Source organism: Sulfitobacter sp. HI0129 (assembly GCF_001635395.1).
In the GTDB taxonomy this organism is placed as follows: Bacteria; Pseudomonadota; Alphaproteobacteria; order Rhodobacterales; family Rhodobacteraceae; genus Sulfitobacter.
Window position 1 is genome coordinate 1 of sequence record NZ_LWGH01000975.1, and the last position, 321, is coordinate 321.

General features: G+C 61.4%; 1 protein-coding gene. It reads right to left on the reverse strand.

Annotated elements, in window-relative coordinates:
• A partial coding sequence (locus A3764_RS21450) for an amidase family protein (RefSeq protein ID WP_330220554.1) occupies window positions 1-289 on the reverse strand: 289 nt, incomplete at its 3' end.
• Window positions 290-321: the final 32 nt, after the last annotated feature.

A 321-nucleotide genomic window follows, 5' to 3' on the forward strand; every position in this document is an offset into this window, starting at 1 on the left:
CTCCGAAGGCTTCCGGCAGATAGCCCAGTTTTATCCCTTTAATGCTTTTGTTTCCATCAAAGGCAAAAGGGGCATGGATCGAACTGCGATCTGCCGGATCCCCACCGTTGATGGCTGCCAGAACCAGCGCCGTGTCCTCGACACCCCGGCAAATGGGTCCCACCTTGTCGAGAGACCAGCAAAGTGCCATCGCCCCTGCCCGGCTGACGCGCCCAAAGGTAGGCCGCAGCCCGGTCGTGCCACATCGCTGCGAAGGCGATGTGATGGAACCAAGCGTTTCGGTTCCGATCGCAAAGCCGCAAAGCCCCGCCGCGGTGGCCG